The 14,935-nt window shown below is 26.0% G+C and carries 19 protein-coding genes; 17 read left to right on the top strand and 2 right to left on the bottom strand.

The window, feature by feature from the left end:
* Window positions 1–65: 65 nt before the first annotated feature.
* Window positions 66–1,301 carry a BaiN/RdsA family NAD(P)/FAD-dependent oxidoreductase gene (locus tag AAQM_RS08125; protein WP_129096166.1) on the top strand — a complete coding sequence of 412 codons (1,236 nt, stop codon included), beginning with the start codon at window positions 66–68 and terminating at the stop codon, window positions 1,299–1,301.
* Between the two features lie 16 nt (window positions 1,302–1,317).
* Here the strand turns inward: AAQM_RS08125 and AAQM_RS08120 are convergent, their stop codons facing one another.
* Both AAQM_RS08120 and AAQM_RS08115 read right to left on the bottom strand, forming a co-directional pair.
* Window positions 1,318–1,950 carry a hypothetical protein gene (locus AAQM_RS08120; RefSeq protein WP_129096167.1) on the bottom strand — a complete coding sequence of 211 codons (633 nt, stop codon included), beginning with the start codon at window positions 1,948–1,950 and terminating at the stop codon, window positions 1,318–1,320.
* A 28-nt stretch (window positions 1,951–1,978) separates the two neighbouring features.
* Window positions 1,979–3,934 (bottom strand): methyl-accepting chemotaxis protein, encoded by a 1,956-nt coding sequence (locus AAQM_RS08115; protein WP_129096168.1) that lies wholly within the window; start codon window positions 3,932–3,934, stop codon window positions 1,979–1,981.
* 379 nt (window positions 3,935–4,313) lie between these two features.
* Between AAQM_RS08115 and AAQM_RS08110 the strand changes: the two genes are divergently transcribed.
* From AAQM_RS08110 to AAQM_RS08035, 16 genes are all read left to right on the top strand, one after another.
* Complete coding sequence (locus AAQM_RS08110) at window positions 4,314–5,039, top strand: DUF4198 domain-containing protein (protein WP_129095287.1); 726 nt, start codon at window positions 4,314–4,316, stop codon at window positions 5,037–5,039.
* Window position 5,040: 1 nt separating this feature from the next.
* On the top strand, window positions 5,041–5,634 hold the full coding sequence (gene cbiM, locus AAQM_RS08105) for a cobalt transporter CbiM (RefSeq protein WP_129095288.1): 594 nt from the start codon (window positions 5,041–5,043) through the stop codon (window positions 5,632–5,634).
* A 1-nt stretch (window position 5,635) separates the two neighbouring features.
* Window positions 5,636–6,046, top strand: a complete 411-nt coding sequence (locus tag AAQM_RS08100; RefSeq protein ID WP_129095289.1) for a hypothetical protein — start codon at window positions 5,636–5,638, stop codon at window positions 6,044–6,046.
* Window positions 6,043–6,690: an energy-coupling factor transporter transmembrane component T gene (locus tag AAQM_RS08095; protein WP_129095290.1), complete on the top strand. Its 648-nt coding sequence runs from the start codon at window positions 6,043–6,045 to the stop codon at window positions 6,688–6,690. The genes AAQM_RS08100 and AAQM_RS08095 overlap by 4 nt, the downstream gene beginning before the upstream one ends.
* Window positions 6,674–7,321, top strand: a complete 648-nt coding sequence (locus AAQM_RS08090; protein ID WP_129095291.1) for an energy-coupling factor ABC transporter ATP-binding protein — start codon at window positions 6,674–6,676, stop codon at window positions 7,319–7,321. The genes AAQM_RS08095 and AAQM_RS08090 overlap by 17 nt, the downstream gene beginning before the upstream one ends.
* A 117-nt stretch (window positions 7,322–7,438) precedes the next feature.
* Complete coding sequence (gene hypB / locus AAQM_RS08085) at window positions 7,439–8,245, top strand: hydrogenase nickel incorporation protein HypB (protein ID WP_129095292.1); 807 nt, start codon at window positions 7,439–7,441, stop codon at window positions 8,243–8,245.
* Window positions 8,246–8,251: 6 nt separating this feature from the next.
* Entirely contained in the window at window positions 8,252–8,533 is a 282-nt protein-coding gene (locus AAQM_RS08080) for a HypC/HybG/HupF family hydrogenase formation chaperone (RefSeq protein ID WP_129095293.1), read from the top strand.
* A gap of 3 nt (window positions 8,534–8,536) precedes the next feature.
* Window positions 8,537–9,661, top strand: a complete 1,125-nt coding sequence (gene hypD, locus AAQM_RS08075) for a hydrogenase formation protein HypD (RefSeq protein WP_129095294.1) — start codon at window positions 8,537–8,539, stop codon at window positions 9,659–9,661.
* An 8-nt stretch (window positions 9,662–9,669) separates the two neighbouring features.
* Complete coding sequence (locus AAQM_RS08070) at window positions 9,670–10,830, top strand: McrC family protein (RefSeq protein WP_129095295.1); 1,161 nt, start codon at window positions 9,670–9,672, stop codon at window positions 10,828–10,830.
* Window positions 10,805–12,304 carry an McrB family protein gene (locus AAQM_RS08065; RefSeq protein ID WP_228254522.1) on the top strand — a complete coding sequence of 500 codons (1,500 nt, stop codon included), beginning with the start codon at window positions 10,805–10,807 and terminating at the stop codon, window positions 12,302–12,304. The genes AAQM_RS08070 and AAQM_RS08065 overlap by 26 nt, the downstream gene beginning before the upstream one ends.
* A gap of 2 nt (window positions 12,305–12,306) precedes the next feature.
* Window positions 12,307–12,663 (top strand): nucleotide pyrophosphohydrolase, encoded by a 357-nt coding sequence (locus tag AAQM_RS08060; RefSeq protein ID WP_129095296.1) that lies wholly within the window; start codon window positions 12,307–12,309, stop codon window positions 12,661–12,663.
* The gene (gene hypE / locus AAQM_RS08055) at window positions 12,664–13,662 is read left to right on the top strand and encodes a hydrogenase expression/formation protein HypE (protein WP_129095297.1); all 999 of its coding nucleotides are present in this window, start codon (window positions 12,664–12,666) and stop codon (window positions 13,660–13,662) included.
* Window positions 13,662–14,003, top strand: coding sequence for a hydrogenase/urease nickel incorporation protein HypA (gene hypA / locus AAQM_RS08050; protein WP_129095298.1), 342 nt, complete (start codon window positions 13,662–13,664; stop codon window positions 14,001–14,003). The genes hypE and hypA overlap by 1 nt, the downstream gene beginning before the upstream one ends.
* A gap of 65 nt (window positions 14,004–14,068) precedes the next feature.
* The gene (locus tag AAQM_RS08045; RefSeq protein WP_129095299.1) at window positions 14,069–14,488 is read left to right on the top strand and encodes a tellurite resistance TerB family protein; all 420 of its coding nucleotides are present in this window, start codon (window positions 14,069–14,071) and stop codon (window positions 14,486–14,488) included.
* Between the two features lie 43 nt (window positions 14,489–14,531).
* Complete coding sequence (locus tag AAQM_RS08040) at window positions 14,532–14,732, top strand: cell division protein ZapB (protein WP_129095300.1); 201 nt, start codon at window positions 14,532–14,534, stop codon at window positions 14,730–14,732.
* Window positions 14,725–14,934 (top strand): hypothetical protein, encoded by a 210-nt coding sequence (locus tag AAQM_RS08035; RefSeq protein WP_129095301.1) that lies wholly within the window; start codon window positions 14,725–14,727, stop codon window positions 14,932–14,934. Before AAQM_RS08040 ends, AAQM_RS08035 begins: the two co-directional genes overlap by 8 nt.
* The last annotated feature ends 1 nt before the right edge of the window (window position 14,935 follow it).

The raw sequence follows: 14,935 nt of genomic DNA, 5'->3' as shown, positions 1-14,935 counted from the left end.
TTATATATTTTAGCAGATATATTTAGAACCTACTTTTTTTAAAAAATATGAATAAAGAGAATAATTTGAATAATATTTATGATTGTATCGTACTTGGTGGCGGACCTGCTGGAATCTTAGCCAGTATTAGTTGTGCTAGTGAAAATAACAAGGTACTACTTCTTGAAAAACTTCCAAAAATTGCAGCTAAACTAAAAGCTACTGGCGGAGGAAAATGTAATCTTACAAATACTCTATCAACTGAAGAGTTTATGGCAAAGTTTGGTAAAAACGGTCGTTTTATGAGTCATGCTTTGGAACTTTTTAATGCAAGCGATTTAAGAGATTTTTTTGCAAAAATTGGAGTTGAAACAATAGCAAGAGATGGTTTTAGAGTATTTCCTGTAAATCACAGTTCAAGTATAATCCTAAGTGCTTTAGATGAAGAATTAAAAAGAGTTGGTGTAGATGTTGAATGTTCTGTAGCTATTGAAACTATAAAAAAAGAAAATGATATTTTTATCATAACTTCAAAAGATAAAATCTATAAATCAAAAAATATCATTATTGCAACTGGAGGTTTAGGTTATCCAATCTTAGGAGCAACTGGTGATGGATATATCTATGCAAAAGATTTTGGTCATAGCATTACTTCAACTCATCCAGCTATGATGCCACTAATGACAAAAGAGAAAAATTTCGCTTCTTGTAAGGCTGATACAGTCGCAAAAGCTATCTTAAAAGTAAATATTCCAAAGTATAAAAATCTAAAACTTGTAGGTGATTTGATTTTCACAAAAGAGGGTTTAAGAGGTCCAGTTATTTTGGATTTTGCTAGAGAAATTACTCCTATTTTAGCAAAACACAATGAAGTTCCACTTTTGATAAACTTTTTGAAAGGTAAAAATGAAGAAGAGATTTTTTCTCATCTAAAAAATGAAATAGCAAAAAATCCAACACATACTATTTTAGAAAATTTAGAAACTCTACTTGCAACTAGTGTTGCAACTGAAATTTTAAATATTTGCCAAATAGATACAAGTTTACGATTTAAACAAATTGAAGGTGTTAAAAGAGAAAAATTGGTCAAAACTTTAGCTTGGACACCTTTTACAATCATAGGTCATGAGGGATTTAAAAATGCCATGATTACAAGAGGTGGAGTTGAATTAAAAGAGATTGATTCAAAAACTATGCAAAGTAAAATAATAGATGGTTTGTACTTTTGTGGTGAAGTTGTAAATATAGATGGACCTTGTGGTGGATATAATCTTCAATGGTCTTTTTCAAGTGGCTTTTTAGCAGGAAAATTAAGAAAATAATATAAAAAAGAAACAATTATAAATTTTTCAAAATTTCTAATTGCTCCTCTTTTTCATAATTAAACTTAAATTCACACTCTTTTAGATAGAAAAAAAATGTATCATATTCTACACCTTTATATTTTTTTAGGTTCTCTTCTAAAAATCTCCAAAAATCGTATAATTTTGTTTTATATGACTCTTTTGAGTAGATTTTATGCCAGTTTAAATACTCTTCAAATCCTTCATTTTTAGATTCACGTCTATGTTTTAAATTTGGCATTAAAAGAGTATAAACTTTTTCATTTGAGTAAAAACCTATTATGTTTACAGCTTCATATAAAGATTTTACATTTAGTAATTTTTGTTTTTTTGAAAAATAATAAAACTCTTCATATTCACTATAATCTTTAGGAATTTTAAAATACTCTTCTTCCAAAAATTTTGAGAGTTTATATCGAATTTCATCAAATCTTGTCTTTATAGTTTTATAGTTTAAGTTCAACTCTTTTGAAAGCTCTAAAGCTGTCTTATTTTGCCAAAAACCAATAAGAATATTTTCATCTGTTTTTAGTTTTTTTAGAGAATATTTTTTTGCACAAGATTTACATTTTATATAATCATTTTTAAGTTGATAAAAAGTATTGTTTTTACAGTATTTACAAATCATAAAGATATTTTATTTAAATGAACAAGTTTTAAAAACTTGTCCATTTTTCTGTATCTTCATTTTTTGAAGGAGTAATTTTTGGCTTATCTTTTTTAAGATTAGGTTTTTTGATATTTAAAGCAGGTTTGTTTACACTATTTTCATCTAAAGTTTTAGCTTTTACTTCATTTTTACCAATAAACTCTTTTGCATTTGCATTTGAAACGATAAGTTTTGCAATAGTATCTGTTTGTGTTGCAACACTATATGTTTGTGAAGCTATTTGTGCATTTTGTTGAGTTTGTTGGTCTAAAGAGTTGATTGCATGATTTATTTGCTCAATACCAGAAAGTTGCTCTTTACTTGATGATTCAACACCTTTTATTAAATCAATAGTTTGAATAATGTCTTCATTTAAAGCTTTATATCCACTTATCATATCTTCAGAGATTCTTTTACCTTGGTCTGCTTTTTTAGTAGCATTTTCAACTAAATCTTTTATCTCTTTTGCAGCTTCTGCACTTCGTGATGCTAGATTTCGAACTTCTTGTGCAACAACTGCAAATCCTTTTCCAGCTTCTCCTGCAGTTGCAGCTTCAACAGCCGCATTAAGTGATAATATATTGGTTTGAAAAGCAATTTGGTCTATTACGCTAATTGCTTCATTTATTGCATTTACTTCTTTATCTATTTCATTCATAGCTTCTGTTGTTTGACTTGCTAATGTTTCACCTTTTGTTACAGAGTTTGTTACATTTGAAGCTAATTTAGACATTTGAATAATATTATCCGTATTATTTGAAATATTACTAGAAATCTCTTCAACAGCTGCTGCTGTTTCTTCTAGTGCTACTGCTGCTTCATTTGAATTTCTATTTAAAATATCCACATTATTTAATAAAATACCACTACTTACATCTAAAGTTAAACCATTTGATTTATTTTCAACAAGCATTTCATTTATAATATCTGCTAAATTATTTAATCCTACAGTAACTCCGCTATTACAGCCTTTTATTCTATGTGTAAAATCAAGTTTTGCGTATCTTTCTAATGCATGAGAGATATCATTTATATTTGTACAAACTCTAAGTTGTAAGCTATATAACATTTCATTTATATGCTCTCTTAGTTTTTCCATACTTTCAGATTCAACTTTATTTTCAAGTCTTTTATTTAAATAACCATTTCTTACAACTTGTACAACTTCATTTATTTCAGCTAAAAATTTATTATCAGAATCAATAGTTTTTTTTGTTTTTAGAATATTTTCATTTACAATTTTTGCCATATTTCCAAATTCATCTTCAGCCTTATCATCTAACATTTCAACATTTGAATTCTCTTTATTTACATAACCAAAGAAACTTAACAGTCCATTTTGGAAGTTTTTTAAAGAGTTAATTAATTGATTCGATAAAATTATAGAGAATGTTACAAAAATCATTATAGAAATTATTGCAATTAAAATTAAAACTGTAGTCATAGTTTTTTCTGATTTAGATTTTAGTTCTACAGCATTTTTATTTATATGTGCTAACTTTTCTTCTAGTTCTAATCCAACATTTACCATTTGTTTGATGATAGCTAAAATTTCTTCACTTTCATTTTGTACACCCTTGTTATAATCATCAATTCTTATTTGATAGAATTTATCAAAATTTGATATATAATCAGTAGATAATTTCAAAATTTGATTACTTAAATCAATATTTTCTTTTTCTGTTAATGAAGGTTTTAAGCTTTCAACAGAGTTATTTAACTCTTTAAAATCAGTTTTAACTTTTTGAGCATTTTCTTCTGATGGAACTCTTAAAAATTGATATACAGAAATTCTTCCTTTTAAAACTTGTTGAATAAAAACATCTGTTTGTATAGAAGTTTTAATTCTTTGATTAGTTATTTGATTAAAATAACTAAATACAAAGGCACAAATGATTACAATTCCCACAAATGTAATGGGCAGAAGCATTAATTTCTTTTTAGTAGAAAGATTATTTAGCATGGCAAGACCTCCAAGGATTCATAAAGTAACTGATAATTTATATCAAAATAGCAAAATAATAACTTAAATAAATTTATAAAAATACTATAAAACAACTACAAAATGAAAATATTATAAAAAAGTAATATTATGTAGATATAACAGATAATTATATTTATATCTCTTTAATAACCTATTTATAACTATTTAAGGAAAAAATTTTTTCTTATAAATAGTTGAAATTTAAAGATTTATAAAATTTTAAAATTTTATAAAATATTTTATAAATTCATAAATATCTATTTTTTGTTCAAAAAATACCTAAGTGAATATAAAAATTTATACTAATATAACAACTTCATATATATAATCACTCAAAATTCAATGAATAGGAAATATTATGAAAAAAATAGCAACATTAACTTTAGGATTGGCAGTTTTAGCAAATGCACACTTTTTAACATTTTTGCCAAGTAGTGACAACATTTCAGATAAGAGTAAAACAAAAATAGATTTTGATATTTCATTTATTCACCCTTTTGAGCAAAGTGGAATGACAATGGAAAAACCAAAATTATATTTAAATAGTTTAGATAAAACTCTAAGTTTAAACGAAACAAAAAAGTTTGACCATAAAGCTTGGAATAGTTCTTATGATATAAAAACTCCAGGAGTTTATAAGTTTTTTGTACAACCACAACCATATTTTGAACCTTCAGAAGAAAAATTTATTTCACATGTTCCAAAAGTAGTTATCAGTTCTTTTGGTCTTGAAGATGGTTGGGATGAGCCAGTTGGATTAAAATATGAGATTATTCCTATGGTAAAACCATTTGCACTTTATGCTGGGAATTTATTTCAAGGGAAAGTTTTACATAATGGAAAACCTGCAATTAATACAGAAGTAGAAGTAGAATTATATAATGAATTTGGTTTAGAAGCTGCCAGTGATGCACATATAACGCAAGTTGTAAAAACAGATGATAATGGAGTTTTTTCATTTGTTATGAATCATAAAGGTTGGTGGGGATTTGCAGCACTAATAGAAGAGGGTGAGTTAAAACACACTGATGGAAAAATGTACGTAATCGAAAATGGTGCCTTAATGTGGGTAAAAGCTTACTAATATGCATATATCTGATGGTGTTTTAGGTTTAGAGACTACTATTATTGTAAGTGCTGTTTCAGCACTTGCACTTTTTAAAGCTATAAAAGAGTTGAAAAATGAAGATATTTCACTTACAGCAGTAGCTAGTGCTATGTTTTTTATAGCTTCATTTATTCATATACCTTTTGGTGTTACTCAAATACATCTTATACTTTTAGGTGTTATTGGAATACTTATTTCTTGGAGTAGTTTTGTAGCTATTTTTGTGGCATTACTTTTACAAGCTTTACTTTTAGGATATGGTGGTATATCAAGTCTTGGAGTAAATCTATTTATAATGGCAGCACCTGCTGTGATAATTTATTATTTATATAATTTACAAATAGTAAAAAAATTAAATGAGAAAATAAAGTTTTTTTTAGTAGGTTTTTTAGGTACATTTTTTGCTACGTTATTTTTAACTTTAATATTATACTTTTCAAAAGAAGAGTTTAATTATGCGGCTTTTAGTATCTTTTCGGTTAATATTATAACTATGATTATAGAAGGGATTGTAAGTATGTTTTTACTTCTATTTATCAAAAAAGTCTATCCAAAAATTTTGAAGGTTTGATTTGAAATATATATTTTTATTTTGTTTAATATTTAATTTTTCTTATGCACATAAAATAAATCTCTTTGTTACAAATGAAAATAATACTTTAGAGATTTATTCTTATTTTGCTTCTGGAAATCCTTGTAAAAGTTGTAAACTTCTTATAAAAAATGAAGATAAAATTATTTTAGAAGATGTTTTAAATGAGGAAGGAAGATATATTTATAGACCAACAGTTAAAGCTATAGAAATTGTAGTTGATGCAAGTGGTGGACATATTGCAAAAGAAAAACTAGTATTAGAAAATATAAAACAAGAGAATTTACAAACTCATATAAAAGAAGAAGAGAATAAAAAATATTTTAATATTTTACTAGGACTTACTTTAATATTTTTAGTATTTTTAGTTTTGAAAAAAGTTAAAAAATGACAAAAGAAGCAATATCTCTAATAACTGCTTTTTTATACTCTATTTTGGTAGCTTTTTTTCAGTTGAATTATTTTGTTTTATTTCCTATTTTTATAGTTTTGATAAAAGAAAAAGATTATATTTTTAATATTTTTAAAAAACTATTTTTTTTAAATTTTTTTATTATTGTTTTGGTTTTATTTGTTCTTTTTCAAAATAAAGCAGAAGCTATAGAGCTTTTTATTAGAACAAATTTAATACTTTTATTTAGTATTTCTCTTTTTTATAAATCAAAGGGTTATGATATTGTAAGAGCATTGGATTCTTTGAAATTTCCTTCTAAGTTAGTTAGTGTTTTTTACTTTACTATTTCACTTATTGATTATTTACTTATTGATTTAAAAAAAACAAAAAATAGTTTAAAAGCAAGGGGATTTAGAGCTAATACTTCTATGTTTACTTATCAAACTTATGGAAATATTTTTGCGATGATTTTTATAAAAGCTTTAAAAAAATCAGAAGATATGAAATATAGTATGAATGCAAGAGGATTTGTAGATAAAATCTATTTTTTAAATAGTTCAAATATTGGATTTTTAGATAAATTTTTGTTTTTTAGTGTGGTTATTATTTTATTAAAGGTTGTTTATGAGTTGTTCAGTTAATTTAAGAGAAATATCTTATAAAAATGATGAAAAAGAGATATTTAAAAATATAAATTTAAATTTAGGACATGAAGAAAAAATAGCAATAATTGGTTCAAATGGAAGTGGTAAAAGTACACTTTTAAAAATCATAGCAGGACTGATAAACCCAAGTGAAGGCTATGTGGAAATTTTTCATAGTAAAATAAATAATCTAAAAGAGTTTAAAACTTATAGAAATGATATAGCTTATCTTCCTCAAGATGTAACAAATCATTTTTTATGTCCAACAGTTATAGAAGATGTGATTTTTTCATTAAGAGCAAAGGGAGTTTCAAAAGAAGAGGCCTTAATTCAAGGTAATGAAATTTTAGAAGAGCTAAAAATAACACACTTAAAAGATAGAATAATTTTTGATTTAAGTGGCGGAGAACAAAAAATAGTTGCACTTGCTGGATTACTAATACTAAAACCAAAAATCCTACTTTTAGATGAACCTACAAATGCTTTAGATGAACAAAGTGAAAAAAGAATAATTGAAATTCTAAATTCAATAAAAAAATCAATGATTATAGTATCTCATCATAGAAGTTTTATAGAGAGTTTGACTTCAACTGTTTATAGATTGGATGAAGAATTTACAAAATTATAAGTTGTTGATAAAATAGTTCTAAAAATACCTAAGAAATTTAAAAGATTATAGTTATTTAAAATCAAAAAAGATAAAATCCAATAAAATGAATAAATATTCACTAAAAAGGATTTTAATATGTGTAAAGATTGCGGCTGTGTAATAGCAGGACAAGAAAATAATCACCATCATCATCACGACCATGACCATAGTCATGAACATTCTCACTCTCATAATCATAGTGCATCTCACCAAGCAGCACATGAAACACTTCATCATAATCCTCAACTAAATGATGCAAAAACAATCTCAGTTATTCAAAAAATTTTAGATAAAAATGACCATGAAGCAGCTCACAATAGAGCGCATTTTGATAATCATAAAGTTTTAGGAATAAATCTGATGAGTAGTCCTGGAAGTGGGAAAACTACACTTTTAGAAAATATTGCTGATATGGTAGATTTTAAATTTGCAGTTGTTGAGGGTGATTTAGAAACTTCAAGAGATGCAGATAGATTAAAAGCAAAAGGAATAAATGCAGTTCAAATACAAACAGGAAGTGCTTGTCATCTTGATGCGTTTATGGTTCATAAAGGTTTACACGATATCTCTTTAGATGGTATTGATGTTTGTTTTGTGGAAAATGTAGGAAATCTAGTATGTCCAGCATCTTATGATGTGGGAACTCACTTAAATATCGTTCTTGTTTCAGTTCCAGAAGGAGAAGATAAAATAGCTAAATATCCAGTTATGTTTAGAAGTGCTGATTTAATACTTATTACAAAAACAGATTTACTTCCATATTTTGATTATGATATTGAAAAAGAGAAAATGGAAGCTAGAAAATTAAAACCAAATGTTGATATTTTAGAAGTAAATATCAAAGATAAACAATCACTTCAAAATGTAATTGATTGGATTAATTTCAAAAGAAAGATGAGATAGAAGTATATGTGTTTATCAATACCTTCAAAAATTAAAAGTATAGACCCTGAGATGAATACTTGTGTAGTTGATACTATGGGAGTTGAAAGAAGTGCAAGTTTAGATTTAATAGACCAAGATGTAAAAATTGGAGATTATGTTTTAATTCATATTGGTTTTGCAATGAATAAAATAGATGAAGAGGATGCCCTAGAAAGTTTGAAAGTCTATCAAGAAATCATAGATAAGATGGAAGAAAATGACCGTTTAGCTGCTATTGAAGAAGCTGAAAACTGTCCGAATAGGTAAGTTATGGAAAAAGAGTTACAACTAAAAGATTTATATGATGGTTTTAGAGATGCTAAAGTTATAAAGGCATATAAAAAACTAATAGATGAAGATTTAAAAGATTATGATGGAATTATAAATATCATGGAAGTTTGTGGAGGACATACTCATACTATTATGAAGTATGGAATACCACAACTTTTAAATAAAAAAATAAACTTTATTCATGGTCCTGGATGTCCTGTTTGTGTTATGCCAAAAGATAGAATAGATAGTGCTTATGAGTTAAGTTTACAAAAAGATGTAATACTTGTAACACTTGGAGATATGATAAAAGTACCGGGAAGTAAAGGAAGTTTACAAAAAGCAAGAAGTGAAGGTGCTGATGTAAGATTTGTTTATTCTCCTATGGATTGTCTGAAAATTGCATATGAGAACAAAGATAAAACAGTAGTGTTTTTTGCAATTGGTTTTGAAACAACAACTCCAATGACTTGTGCTTTAATGGAACAAGTTATAAAACAAGATATTAAAAATATTCTGTTTCATATAAATCACATAACAGTTCCAGAAGTAATGCGTGTATTAGTACAAAACAGTGATTGTAAGATAAATGCTTTTTTAGGACCCTCACATGTTAGTGTTATAAGTGGAAGTAAAATATATGAAGAGTTCCCAAGAGATTATAACAAACCAGTTGTTGTAAGTGGATTTGAACCAGTGGATGTAATGCAAAGTATCTCTATGATAGTAAAACAGTTCAAAGAAAAAAGAGCTGATTTGGAAATCGAGTATAAAAGACTTGTATCATATGAGGGAAATCTAAAAGCTCAAGAGCTTATAAATAAATACTTCAAAAAAGTTCCTTTCAAATTTAGAGGAGTAGGTGAGGTAGAAGAGAGTGGTTATGAACTAAAAGATGAATATAGTAAATACAATGCAAAAATAGTTTATAAAGATATATTGCCAACACATGAAGTAAAAGAGAATAAAGCTTGTAAATGTCCTGAGATTTTAATGGGAATTGCAAAACCAACCGACTGTAAAATTTTTGGAAATGTATGTACTCCAACTAATCCAATAGGTTCTTGTATGGTAAGCAGTGAAGGTGCTTGTAGTGCTTATTATAAATATGGTAATTTGTTGTAAAATAGTAAATGCAAAATACGATATATGAATATGAATCTATAACAAATGAAGAATTAAAAAATCATATTATTAATACAACAGAATTACATAAATATTTTAAACTTGATTGGAAAACTCTAAAAGCTAGACAATATTGTGGGATTTTAAATTTTGATAATCAAGATTTTTATATCTTGCCTAAAATTGCAAATCACAATGATGAACAAAATCTAAATATTTTTATTTATATGTTGATGTATGCTTATGATGTAAAACTATCAAATGAACAAATAGCCTCTTGTGCAAATCAAAAGCATACTATTTTAGAAGTATTTGTACAAATGTTTGCAATAAATCTTTTAAATGAACTAAAAAAAGGTTTATATAAAGAGTATTTAACTAAACAAGATAATCTTCCAGTTTTAAAAGGAAAATATCTAATAAATGAGAATTTAAAATATAATTTCACAAAAAACAAAATCTATTGTGAATATGATGAGTTTAGTGAAAATAATAGTTTAAATCAATTTTTCTTATATGCTATAAAATATCTGCAAAAGTTTGTAAATGATAAGAAACTTCTAAAACAGTGTGAATTAATCTTTGATGAAGTTGAATATAAGTCAGTAGATATAAATAGAGTTGAAACTATTAATTTTAATAGATTAAAGGTACGTTTTAAAACAAGTTTTGAAATAGCTCTTTTACTTTTGAGACAATCTATCCCATTGTTTAATAAAGATAAAAAATCATTTGCATTTTTATTTGATATGAATATATTATTTGAGAAGTTTATAGCTAGAATGGTAAAAGAATTAGATAATAATGCAAAAATACAAAATAAACACTATTTTGGAGATTTAACTTTAAAGCCAGATATAATACTAAAAAATCAGATAATAGATACAAAATATAAAAAACTAAATAGTTTAGAAGATATAAAACAAAGTGATAAACTTCAAGCTTTTAGTTATGGTATAAATTATAAAGTTGAAAATGTAATGCTTTTATATCCAAAACATTTAGATAGTATAAAATATGATTTAGTTTTAGGGAAAGAGAGTATTGTTAATCTAAAAATTAGCACTATTGATTTGGATTTTTATGGGAATAAATATAAAGAGTATATTGATGAAATCAGAATTAAAATAGGAGAGGTGATTAATGAATGTAAATATGTTATTAAATGATGAAATGATAAAAAAAATTATTGAAAGTAAAGAATTTTTTTATAAAAAGCTTCAAGATTATTTTCAAAGTTATATGCAATTTGATATATCAAATGATGAATTAAATAAGCTACTAAATATTATAGGTACTAAGCAACCTTTCTCATTCAAGGAATTAATAGAAGAAAATTATAAATATAAAGATTTATTAGAATTAATTGGAAAAATGATTTCGATTTTTGATACAAATGGTTATAACAAAAATATTTGGAATCCTTATGATGATAAAAGAGTTATTGCGAGAGCTAATGTTAGACAAAATATTTGGACTAAAAATCTTATAGTGTATAAGTTGACAAAGGATATTAATAGACTGTCATCAGATAGTGTAAAAAATGCTATTTTATATATTCAAAATCCAAAGATAAATTTAACACAATTATCAGAAAAACATCGAGAGGATACCTCGAAGCGATTATTAAAAAATGAATATAATCCAAGTAAATACTTTGAAGAAATAAAAAATTATTTTAAAGATGTCCTTAATGATATAAATTTAAATAATGATGATAACATAGGTCTTTTATTATCAAAAATATTATATTTGGATGAATTTAAAAATATTTGGAATGTAGAAAAAGAAGAAGATTTAAATATTAATATGAATATTATAAGTGTAAAAACAAAAAATATAATGCTTTATGGAGCTCCTGGTGTTGGTAAAACTTATAATTATAAAAAATTGGTAGCTTTGATTGAAGGTCAAGATTTTGTAGAAAATGAGATTTTTGATTTTATTATAAACAATAGAGATGATGAAATATTAGAAGGCAGTGTTGACACTTTATATAATTTAGTAAAAAATGAAAAAAGAATTGAGTTTGTAACTTTCCATCAAAGCTATTCTTATGAAGATTTTATTGAAGGATTTAGACCACAAAAAAATGGGATTATAGATAGAGAAGATGGAATATTTAAAACACTTTGTAATGAAGCAAATAAAAATCCATTAAAAAACTTTTATATAGTAATAGATGAAATAAACAGAGGAAATATCTCTAAAATCTTTGGAGAACTAATAACTCTTATAGAAGAAGATAAAAGAGATAACTATGAAGTTACACTTCCATACTCTAAAGAGAAATTTAAAATTCCTTCAAACTTATATATCATAGCTACTATGAATAGTACAGATAAATCTATAGCAACTATTGATATAGCTTTAAGAAGAAGATTTACATTTTTGAAAATGAAACCAAACATAAATTTAGTTCCACAAATTTCAAAAGAGGTATTTACAAAATTAAATGATCATATTGAAAAAACTATTAATGAAGATTATCAACTAGGACATAGTTATTTTATGAATGTTGAAAATGAAGATGATTTAACCTTTGTAAAAGAGTATAAAATCAAACCATTACTTGAAGAATATTTTTACGGTGATGAGATAAACTTCAAGAAAACAATAGAAATTTTAGATATAAAAGAGTAAATATGAATATAGAAAAAATAAAACAAAGAATTCAAAAGTTTAGTGATGATAGAAATTGGGAAAGTTTTCATAATCCAAAAAATCTAGTTATGGCATTAAATGGAGAAGTAGGTGAACTAAATGAGATTTTCCAATGGCTAAATTTTGAAGAATCGATGAATTTACCTGATGATGTAAAAGAACATACAAAAGAAGAGGTTGCAGATATTGCTATTTATCTTCTTAGAATTTGTATGAAGCTAGATATAAATCTTGAAGATGCGATTATGAATAAAATGACAAAAAATGAAAAAAAATATCCAGTTGAAACATCTCAAGGTGGAAGTAAAAAATATAGTAAGAGTAGGGAAAATAGATAAATGACAAAAACAATAACATTGGCCCAAGGAAATGGTGGAGCAGAGAACAATGAGCTTATAACAAAAGTATTTTATAATGCTTTTAAAAATGAGATATTAGAAAAAAGTGAAGATGCAGCTGTTATAGAAAATGGAAAACTTGCTTTTAGTACAGATAGTTTTACCGTTAGTCCACTTTTTTTTAATGGAGCAAATATAGGAAAACTTGCCATTTGTGGAACTTGCAATGACTTAGCCATGATGGGAGCAAAGCCAAAATATCTTACTTGTTCAGTTATCATAGAAGAGGGGTTTGAAGTAGAGCAACTTGAAATCATCGTAAACTCTATGAAAGAAGAGTTAGCAAAAAATGAAGCGATAATAGTAAGTGGTGATACAAAAGTAGTACCACGTGGTGCAGTTGATAAAATCTTTATAAATACAACTGGTATTGGAGAGATACTTTATAGTGGAATAAGCTCAAACAATATTAGTGAAGATGACTTGATACTTGTTAGCCGTGACATTGGAGCTCATGGAGCTACTATATTTACTGCACGTGAGGGTATGGATATGCACTCAAATTTAAAAAGTGATTGTAACTCTTTATATCCTCAAGTAAAAGCACTTATTGATAGTGGTGTTAAAATAACTGCTTTAAGAGATGCTACAAGAGGAGGAGTGAGTGCAGTTTTAAATGAGTGGGCAAAACAATCAAATATTTGTATAGAAGTAGAAGAAGAAAATATTCCAGTTAGTGATGAGGTAAAAGGAATTTGTGAAATGCTAGGATTTGAAGCAACAAATCTAGCAAATGAGGGAACATTTGTACTAGCAATTTCAAAAGAAGATGCTGCCAAAGCAATAGAAGTTTTACATAAGTTTGTAGAGGCAAAAAATGCTTGTATTATTGGAAAAGTTACACAGCAATATCCGCAAAGAGTTATATTAAACAGTTCTTGGGGAACAAAAAGATTTTTAGATACACCAACTGGTGAATTACTTCCAAGGATTTGCTGATGCACGAATATAGTATTGTTCAATCTTTATTAGAGAGTTGTGAAGAACATGCAAGGGTAAATGAAGCAAAAAAAGTTACAAAAGTAGTTGTAAAAATTGGAGTTTTAAGTGGAGTTGAGCCTGATTTACTTCAAACTGCTTTTGATACTTTTAAAGAACAAACTGTTTGCCATGATGCACAGTTTTTGATAAATGTCCAAAAAATTGAGATTTTATGCCTTGATTGTAATACAAAATCCACTTTAGAAAAACATGAATTTTCTTGCCCAAAATGTCAAAGTGTAAATATAAAAGTAACTGATGGAGAAGATATGTATCTGATGAGTTTAGAGATGGATTGAAATTCATTTATCTCTTATTAACTTAAATTAATTATAATTCGAAATATAAAATCAGGAAGATTAAAATGTTATTAATGAAATTACAATCAAAAGAGAAGTTTTCTTTTTTACAATTAGCACATTATTTAGCAAGAATAGATAATAAATATGGTGAAAGAGAAGAAGAAATAATATCTGAATATTGCACAGAAATGGGAATTGAAAATTTAGATTCATTTGATATGGATAAGTTTAGTTTAGAAGATATTTTAAAAGATTTTAAATCAGAAGCAAGTAAAAGAATTGTAATTTTAGAATTGATGATTTTAATTCATATTGACCATAGTTTTAACATAAATGAGCAGATATTAATTGAAAAAATTTCAGATAGTTTTGGAATAGAAATAAACGACGTAAATGATTATTCTCAATGGGGGAAATCAGTAGCTATGCTTTATGAAGTGGCAAAAATTTTTATAAATGAAAAAAAAAACTTCATTAACTAAATTTTAAACTCTAATAGTAGGAAATTTTAGATAAAATCTCTTCATGGAAATAATAGAAACATTAAACAGTAAAGTTGATAAATTAATTCATGATTATGAAAAATTAAGATTAGAAAATCTTGCTTTGATGCAGGAGATTGAAAAATTGAAAAATGACAATGATGAATTAGTTAGAAATAATCAAGATATGTTTTTAAGAATAGATAGTACATTGACATTGATAAAGGCACAAAGAAGTGAATAAAGAAGTAACATTCCATATAAATAATATGGCTTATACCGTAAATGTTGATGATAATATATTTAAAGAATTAACAAAATATTTAGATGTAAGTAAAAATAATGATACAAAAGATTTGTTAGTTGCATATTTAAGACTATCTCATGAATATCATGTTTTCAAAAAAGATGTGGAAGATATTACAAATAAATTAGCAAGGTTTTAAA

Source organism: Arcobacter aquimarinus, assembly GCF_013177635.1.
GTDB lineage: Bacteria > Campylobacterota > Campylobacteria > Campylobacterales > Arcobacteraceae > Aliarcobacter > Aliarcobacter aquimarinus.
This window is presented reverse-complemented; position numbering and strand designations above follow the sequence as displayed.